The organism is Corallococcus praedator, from assembly GCF_003612125.1.
In the GTDB taxonomy this organism is placed as follows: domain Bacteria; phylum Myxococcota; class Myxococcia; order Myxococcales; family Myxococcaceae; genus Corallococcus; species Corallococcus praedator.
Genome location: NZ_RAWI01000435.1, coordinates 1 through 7,293, shown reverse-complemented (window position 1 = coordinate 7,293; position 7,293 = coordinate 1). Strand labels below are relative to the sequence as shown.

Sequence of the window (7,293 nt, the reverse complement as noted above, 5' to 3'; positions counted from 1 at the left end):
CCCGGAAGCAGCCCCACCGCCCGCGACCCCGGGCTCCCGCGCCCGTTTCTGGGCGGCCCGCCTCGTGTTGTTCGTCGCCTGCGTCAGCGTGGTGGCCACGTCGCAGGCCACCTCCCCGGACGTCGCCTCCGAGGAGCACGTGGGCGCGCCCCTGAGCCTCACGAACGAAGCGCCCAAGGCGACGCGCCAGCTCATCGTCCGGGCCTCGGCCACCAGGCCGCCCGCCAAGCGAGCCGAAGCGGGCCTGTCGGTCCGGGTCACGGCGCGGTGGATCCCCGCCGACCCGAGCCAGACGGTGAGCCCCTGGCTGAAGGTGATCCTTTCTGATTCACAGGATGGCTCCGGACCGACCGCGTACGGCATCCTGACGGAGCAGACGCCCTTGATCCTGGAGGGGGTGTCCAGCCTTTCCCCGGACTGCGAACTGCAGGCCTCCTGTGAGTGGCGCGCGAACGTGAACTTCGAGATGCAGGACAACACCTCCGCCGGCACCGTCGAACTGGAGTGGACGGCGCAGGCCCATGCCCGCGTGGTGGACACCAGCAGCGTGCCCAAGGGCTTCACCGTGAGCGTTTCCGCGCCATGACCCCGACCCTGGAATCCACCCCGCGGATGCCTTGCTTCCCTCCGATGCTCGGGCGCTTCCTGTTGCTGGGGGGGCTCGCGCTGATGACCCCGGCCTGCGGCGAGGACTACGACACGTACGTGGAGCTGCGGGAGCCCTCCGGAATGCTTGAGCTGAGCGCGAGCGAACCCGTGGGCTCGCGGCGCTTCCGCATGGTGGCCGCCGCAAAGCCAGACACCCGGGCGAAGGTGTCCTGGCCCTATCTCAGTCTGAACGTGGGTCGGCGCTGGTCGAATCCCGATGCGAGCAGCGCGGAGGTCGTCTACCCGTGGCTGCGCGTCAGGCTCGTGGATGAAAGCGATGGGGCCGTCCTGGATGAGGACGTGGTGGTCTTCGATGAGCAGGGGCTGCCGCGCGAAGAGAACCTGGCGAACTCACCGGGACGGGATGACAGGGCCGAGCGGTTCGACGTCACCTACCGGCTCGAGTTCGAGCGGCAGGGGACCCCCTCCGACGGCATCATCAAGGTCTTCTGGAATACCTACGCGAGCGTGTCGTCCAGCGGTGACCGGGATGAGGTCGAGTTCACGGTGACGGAGCAGCCCTGAGCCGCGATGCACGTCGCGCCGCGTGGTACGTCCGGGCGGGGGGGCCCTCTGATGACTCCAGACATCAGGCCCCTGACTCCAGACACCAGGGGCCGCGCCCGGGAAGGCGCCTGCTCCATCGCAACCCCCTGGAATCAGGACGGCCGCACGGGGCCAGGGGCCGGGAAACGGTGGGCACGCGGGGTGCAGTAGGGGTGATTCGTCGCCGCACTCCACTCCCGAGGCCCTCCCATGAAGCTCCGCTCTTCTTCATTCTCCAAGCCCTCCTCGTCCTCCTCCAGCTCCCGCCCCCGCAGTGACAGCCTCCCCGCCCGGCCCGAGACGGCCAAGCCGAAGGCGCCGGTGTCGCCCGCGGAGCTGAAGACGGGCAAGAACAACCTCAAGCCGGCGGACTACGGCGTGGTGGACCCGAAGCTCCAGGGCATCCGGACCCGCCGTGACAGCGGCCAGTCCGGCGCGGACTTCGCGGACTTCACGCAGGACGTGCGCAACTCCACCAACAGGCTGACCAGCAAGCCGGTGGGCAACCAGATGCTGACGGAGCTCAACGGCCGCACCCAGGCCGTGAACCCCGGCGCCACGGGCACGCTGCGCAAGCCGCTGACGGTGGCGGACATCTCCTCCGGCCGCAACTCGGCGCTGCCCATGGCGCATGCGCCCCGCAACGACGGCACCCTGTCGTCCATCCGCCCGGCGTACCGCTTCGACGGTCAGCCCGGCGCCGGCACGCCCAGCAACATCAAGTACAACGAGAATGCCTCCGGCCCCCGGTTCAACAGCCTGGGCCACGAGTCGGTCCACGCCTGGCGCGCGTCCAACGGCCTCCAGGTGAGCCCGCTCGCCGCCAGCAAGCACAGCAACGCGGACGTCTTCAAGCAGCACCCGGCGCACTCGGCCAACATGAAGGACACCGTCGACAACCGCCTCCGCCTCACGGAGGAGTTCGAGACCGTCGGCCTGCGCCCCACGCCGCACACGAAGAACAACTGGGCCCCTTCCGAGAACGCCATCCGCGCCGAGCACGGCCTGCCGTCCCGCCAGGACTACTCGGGCCTGAAGCCCGACGGGAAGAACAGCAACGACGAGGCCTTCAAGAACTACGACGAGGGCACCGACAGCCGGAACTTCTTCCAGAAGCTCGGGGGCCAGCCGTCGCCCTTCGGGAAGATCGTCGGCGACCTGGAGAAGTGATGCACGGGGGGAGCCCTGTCCCCCGCCTTCGTGCAATCCTTCCCCGCGCCGTCCGTGAGGAAGGTGTGCCGGAGTCCCCACCTCGCGCCCCGGGCCCTCCGGGTGCGCGGGTGCGCTCCGGCCCTTGAAGGGATCCCCCATGCGGTTCGTGTTCCGTGACGGCGAAGGGCATTGGCGCAATGGTTGGAAGGCGCTGGGCTCCGTCCTGCTGACGGCGGTGTTGGGGGGCGGCCTCCTCTGGCTCCGCGGCCTGCTGCCCTCCGCCCTTCGCGAGGCGTTTCCTTCGCCCTGGGACCTGTTCCTGGGCGCGCTCCTCGCGAGCCTCTTCTGTCTGCGCCTCGAACGGCGGTCGCTCGCGTCCATCGGCTTGTCCCTGGGCCGGCGGGCGGGCCGCGACCTGGGCCTGGGCGTGCTGGGCGGCATCGTCCTGGTGGGCACGGTGGCCTTCCTCGTCGGGATTTCAGGCGGCTTCCATCTGGTGTGGGCGGAGGCGGCGTCCGCGTCCGTGCTCATGAAGGCGGCCTGGATGATGCTGGGCGTGGCGCTCTTCGAGGAGACGCTGTTCCATGGCCATGCCTTCCAGCGGGCCATCGACGGACTGGGCGTGCGCTGGGCGCAGGTCCTGCTCTCCGTCATCTTCTGCCTCGCCCATCCCTTCAGCGCCGAGATGGCCGGAAGCACCAAGGCCGTCGCGATGCTCTGCACCTTCCTCGCGGGGTGGATGCTGGGCCTGTGCTACCTGCGCACCGGACACCTCGCGCTGCCCGTGGGTGTGCACCTGGGGTGGAACTGGATGCTGGGGTGTATGGGTTTCGGCGTGAGTGGCAATGACTCGAAGGGCTTCTGGACGCCCGTCTTCCACGACCGCCCGGAGTGGTTCACGGGCGGCCGCTACGGCCTGGAGGGCTCCATCGTCGCGGTCGCCGTGCTGGGTCTGGCGGTCGTGGCCCTGACGCGGTGGAAGGGCTTCCCACCGCCGGTGACTGCGTCCGGCTCTCAGCTCGACATGCGGGGACGACCGGAAGCGGCGGCGGGCCCCACGGTCTGATGCGGGCCCGCCATGCTTCAGTGACCTGGGGGCCTCTCCCGGCGAGCCAACCCGGAGCGAGGCCCGCGCGTGACCTCACCCATACAACGTCCGGGGTCGTGCTCCTTTCGGAGAGCCCTCAGGTGGGGTCTCCTCATTCGAACAGCAGCGGCCTCCTGGGGGACGTCCGCGCCGTCCATCGCCAGCCGTCCCAGCACGTCGAGCTGGAGCAGGTCATGGAAGCGGACCCCGCATGCCTCGCACCCGGGCAGGTGTGAGAGGAAGCCTTCATGTTCCTCCGGCGGCAGGTGGCCATCCACGAAGGAGGGGAGGTTCGCGCAGTCCGCGATCATCCGCGTCCCCGCTCACGGCGCGACTCGGCCGAACGGCGCAGCTTCTCCCGCAGGCGGTGGCGTGCGTGGAAGAGCCAGGTCCCCACCGTCCCCACCGGAGCGCCCAATTGCTGGCCAATCTCCGCGTGGCGCAGCCCCTGCGCGTGCAGCTCGAACGTCCGGCGCAGGTTGGGGGGAAGCGACGAGACGGCCTCCCGCAGCTCCGCCTCCGTGACGCACTCCCACAACTCCGGGTCCGGCGCCTCCGGATCCTCGAAGAGCTTGTGCACGTTGCTCAAGCCCAGGACCTGCGCGGCCTCCGTTCCCCTCCGGCGGCACCGGTCCAGGAAGCGGTTGTGCAGCACCCGCACCAGCCAGGCGCGCTTCGCCGGCTCCGACCATTCCTGGAGCTTGTCCCACTTCAGCAGGGCGCGGAGCAGCACGTCCTGGACCAGGTCGTCGCACTCATTGGCACCCCGGCCACAGATGTTCCGGGCGACCGCCAGCAGGATGGGCTGATGCCGGATGGCGAAAGCGGCGTACTCCCGGTCGCAACAATCAGAAGCTGCTTGCACCATGGGGCCTCTCTTCGGTTGGAAAGAATACGTCCCAGGTGTGATTCCTTTATTTGAGAGTCCAACCCCGCTGAACGGGTGCGGGGGCGTGTGGTCGCGCGCCAGTCTTTGTATGCAAAGGAAGACGTGGATTGTCGTTGGAGGTGCAGGGGACGGCGCGGTGCGGCGCGTGGCCCCGGCGGCGCATTGTCCCGGAGGGATTCGTCGCCATCTTCAAGGAGGACTCCGGAGGTCCCCATGCGCGCGTCCCTGATTCCCGCCCTCGTCCTGCCATTGCTGCTCGCGCCGGGCCCCCAGGCCGGCGCCCTGGCGGCTCCCGCGCACGGGTCGCACGAGATGTCGACCCAGGGCTTGAGCCTGACCTCGCTCGCGAAGGGCGCGGTGCTCTTCGACAACCTGGGCACCTACTCCTACAAGGTGACGACAGCCTCCCCGGAGGCCCAGGCGTTCTTCAATCAGGGGTTGCGGCTGGCGTATGCCTTCAACCACGACGAGGCCGCACGCTCGTTCGCTCGGGCCACGGAGCTGGATCCCTCCTGTGCGATGTGTTTCTGGGGCGTGGCCCTGGTGCTGGGGCCCAACTACAACGTGCCCATGCTGCCGGATCGGGCCGCGCTGGCGTGGGAGGGCGTGCAGCGGGCCCAGGCGCTCGCCCCCAAGGCGACCCCGGTGGAGCGGGCCCTCATCGGCGCGTTGTCCCAGCGCTACGGGGGACCGGAGCCCCGGTCGCCTCCTCAAATGCAGCCCTTCAATATGGCCTACGCCAATGCCATGCGCGAGGTGGCCGGGCGCTTCCCGGGGGACCTGGACGTCCAGGTGCTCTTCGCCGAATCCTTGATGAACCTGAACCCCTGGAAGCTGTGGACGCTCGACGGCAAGCCGGAGCCGGGGACGGGGGAGATCGTCTCCCGGCTGGAGACGGTGCTCGCGCGCAATCCGGAGCATCCCGGCGCCAATCACTATTACATCCACGCGGTGGAGGCTTCGGAGCACCCGGAGCGGGCGTTGCCGTCGGCGCGCCGGCTGCCGGGGCTGATGCCGGGGGCGGGCCACGTCGTGCACATGCCGGCGCACATCTACCAGCGCGTGGGCATGTACGCGGCGGCGTCGGAGAGCAACCGCCGGGCCGTCCAGGCGGATGAGGCCTACCTGCGTCGGGTGGAGCCCGTCGGGTACTACCCGATGTATCTGGCCCACAACTGGGGCTTCCTCGCGTTCTCCGCCTCCATGGAGGGACGCAGCGAGGAGTCGCTGCGCGCGGCCCGGGCTTCGGCGCGGGTGCTGGGCCCGGAGATGTTGGAACAGATGCCCGGCATGGACTTCTTCGTCGCCGAGCCGCTGCTCGCGATGGTGCGCTTCGGACGCTACGACGCGCTGCTCGCGGAGCCCCGGCCGGAGGCGAAGTACCCGGTGCTCACGGGGCTGTGGTTGCACTCGCACGGGTTGGCGCTCGCGGCCAAGGGCCGGTTCGAAGAGGCCCGCGCGAACCACGCGGAGCTGGAGAAGCTGGCGGCCGGGGTGCCCGACACGCTGACCGCGGGCAACAACTCCGCGAAGGACGTGCTGGACGTGGCGGCCCGGGTGCTGGGGGCCTCCATCGCGGAGCGCCAGGGCTGCGCCGACGCCCTGAGCCGCTGGGAGGACGCGGTCCGGGCCGCGGACCAGCTGGCCTACTCCGAGCCCGCGGACTGGTTCTACCCCGTGCGCCACTACCAGGGCGCGGCGCTGCTGGATGCGAAGCAGTGGAAGGCGGCGGAGGCCGTCTACCGCGAGGACCTGCGCCGCAATCCGGGCAACGGGTGGGCGCTGTTCGGCCTCTCCCAGTCGCTGGAGGGGCAGGGCCGTGAGCGCGAGGCAGCCCTCGCGCGTCAGGGGTTCGAGAAGGCGTGGGCCCGCGCCGACATCCGGCTCAGCCGCACGGCGATGTGACGCTCAGTAGACGCAGGCGCGGTTCACGCAGGAGCCCGGGGTGCCCTTGCAGGAGCAGTCCGAGTCCTCGATGCAGCGCGAGGACGGGCAGGTGGGCCCGCCACCGCCGCCACCGCCGGGGTACGTGTAGCTGCACGCATTGCGCGTACACGCCGCGGAGCTGGCGTTGGGACACGCGTTCCAGCAGTCCTCCACCGTGGTGCACCGGCCAATCGAACAGACGAGGCCCGCCAGCTCCGCCTCGCTCGGCGGCGCCTCGCTGACCTGGGCCTCGGAGGACTCGACGCTCGCGCACACCGCCGGGGACGTCCCGGCCGACGGGGAGGCGGACGGCTCCGCGAACGCGGTGGCCGTCGCGAAGGTGAGCAGGAGGGCGAGGCTCCAGGGCAGCTTCCGACGCGATGTCATGTCTGTCTTCCTCTCGGTTCCAGGGAGGCACACGGCAGTGTGTGGGAGTTCCCGGGAGGTCGAGATTATCACGGCTGAACTCCCCCTGACGCGGACGCCCGAAGGGGGCGCGGATGGCAATGATTGTCACCCGTTCCAGGAGGCGGGCACCCAGGTGGGATGCGCCCGAACCGCCGGACATCACCCCGGGGGGGTGCCCGCTTCGCTCCCGGACGGGCGGGCCGCGCGGAAGCCGTGAATCCACGCGCCCGTGGCCACGAGGGATGGCAGCACCACGGACAGGGTGAGCGCGACGAACACGGTGTCGTTGGCGGCCTGCCCGATGAGGTCCACGCCCGACACCCGCAGCCACGCCTTCACGCAGGTGATGGACCAGTTGGCGTAGTTGGCGACGATGACCGCCCAGGCCAGCCGCTGCTGCCCGACAGGACCATAGCTCAGCAGGGGCAGCGTCCACGCCACGCCCAGCAGGAAGAACGTGCCCATCAGCGCGTTCAGGTGCGCGGCGAGCGCCATCTGCGGATCCGCGGGCACCTTGCCCGTCATCGCGGCGGAGACATAGCCCCCGGTGAGCAGGCCCAGCAGCATGAGCCAGGCGGCGGCGTGCGCCATGCGCCTCGCCGCGGGGCGGATCCCGGCGAGCGAGACAAGGGCGGGG

The 7,293-nt window shown here is 70.2% G+C and carries 9 protein-coding genes; 5 read left to right on the top strand and 4 right to left on the bottom strand.

What is annotated here, in order from left to right; genetic code table 11:
- The 4 genes from D7Y13_RS46020 to D7Y13_RS35255 all read left to right on the top strand — a co-directional run.
- Positions 1-586 (top strand): hypothetical protein (locus D7Y13_RS46020; protein WP_158620499.1); only part of this gene is annotated, 586 nt, incomplete at its 5' end.
- A gap of 26 nt (positions 587-612) precedes the next feature.
- Complete coding sequence (locus tag D7Y13_RS35265; RefSeq protein ID WP_147444539.1) at positions 613-1,173, top strand: hypothetical protein; 561 nt, start codon at positions 613-615, stop codon at positions 1,171-1,173.
- A 231-nt stretch (positions 1,174-1,404) separates the two neighbouring features.
- Complete coding sequence (locus D7Y13_RS35260) at positions 1,405-2,364, top strand: M91 family zinc metallopeptidase (protein WP_120585875.1); 960 nt, start codon at positions 1,405-1,407, stop codon at positions 2,362-2,364.
- Positions 2,365-2,503: 139 nt separating this feature from the next.
- Positions 2,504-3,412, top strand: coding sequence for a CPBP family intramembrane glutamic endopeptidase (locus D7Y13_RS35255; RefSeq protein ID WP_120585874.1), 909 nt, complete (start codon positions 2,504-2,506; stop codon positions 3,410-3,412).
- A 17-nt stretch (positions 3,413-3,429) separates the two neighbouring features.
- Here the strand turns inward: D7Y13_RS35255 and D7Y13_RS49075 are convergent, their stop codons facing one another.
- Together D7Y13_RS49075 and D7Y13_RS35245 are read right to left on the bottom strand one after the other, a co-directional pair.
- Positions 3,430-3,744, bottom strand: coding sequence for an anti-sigma factor family protein (locus tag D7Y13_RS49075; RefSeq protein WP_120585873.1), 315 nt, complete (start codon positions 3,742-3,744; stop codon positions 3,430-3,432).
- Positions 3,741-4,301: an RNA polymerase sigma factor gene (locus D7Y13_RS35245; RefSeq protein WP_120585872.1), complete on the bottom strand. Its 561-nt coding sequence runs from the start codon at positions 4,299-4,301 to the stop codon at positions 3,741-3,743. The genes D7Y13_RS49075 and D7Y13_RS35245 overlap by 4 nt, the downstream gene beginning before the upstream one ends.
- Before the next feature lie 234 nt (positions 4,302-4,535).
- On the opposite strand from D7Y13_RS35245, the gene D7Y13_RS35240 reads away from it, so the two are divergent.
- Entirely contained in the window at positions 4,536-6,227 is a 1,692-nt protein-coding gene (locus tag D7Y13_RS35240; protein WP_120585871.1) for a tetratricopeptide repeat protein, read from the top strand.
- Positions 6,228-6,230: 3 nt separating this feature from the next.
- Here the strand turns inward: D7Y13_RS35240 and D7Y13_RS35235 are convergent, their stop codons facing one another.
- Positions 6,231-6,635 (bottom strand): hypothetical protein, encoded by a 405-nt coding sequence (locus tag D7Y13_RS35235; protein WP_120585870.1) that lies wholly within the window; start codon positions 6,633-6,635, stop codon positions 6,231-6,233.
- A 180-nt stretch (positions 6,636-6,815) separates the two neighbouring features.
- Positions 6,816-7,293, bottom strand: a 478-nt coding sequence (locus D7Y13_RS35230; RefSeq protein WP_120630929.1) for a styrene oxide isomerase, incomplete at its 5' end; no start/stop codon positions are given.

Bases quoted from the DNA above. Each gene is read 5' to 3' on its own strand.
- D7Y13_RS35265 (WP_147444539.1), top strand. From the start codon at position 613: ATGCCTTGCTTCCCTCCGATGCTCGGGCGCTTCCTGTTGCTGGGGGGG.
- D7Y13_RS35260 (WP_120585875.1), top strand. From the start codon at position 1,405: ATGAAGCTCCGCTCTTCTTCATTCTCCAAGCCCTCCTCGTCCTCCTCC.
- D7Y13_RS35255 (WP_120585874.1), top strand. From the start codon at position 2,504: ATGCGGTTCGTGTTCCGTGACGGCGAAGGGCATTGGCGCAATGGTTGG.
- D7Y13_RS49075 (WP_120585873.1), bottom strand. From the start codon at position 3,744: ATGATCGCGGACTGCGCGAACCTCCCCTCCTTCGTGGATGGCCACCTG.
- D7Y13_RS35245 (WP_120585872.1), bottom strand. From the start codon at position 4,301: ATGGTGCAAGCAGCTTCTGATTGTTGCGACCGGGAGTACGCCGCTTTC.
- D7Y13_RS35240 (WP_120585871.1), top strand. From the start codon at position 4,536: ATGCGCGCGTCCCTGATTCCCGCCCTCGTCCTGCCATTGCTGCTCGCG.
- D7Y13_RS35235 (WP_120585870.1), bottom strand. From the start codon at position 6,635: ATGACATCGCGTCGGAAGCTGCCCTGGAGCCTCGCCCTCCTGCTCACC.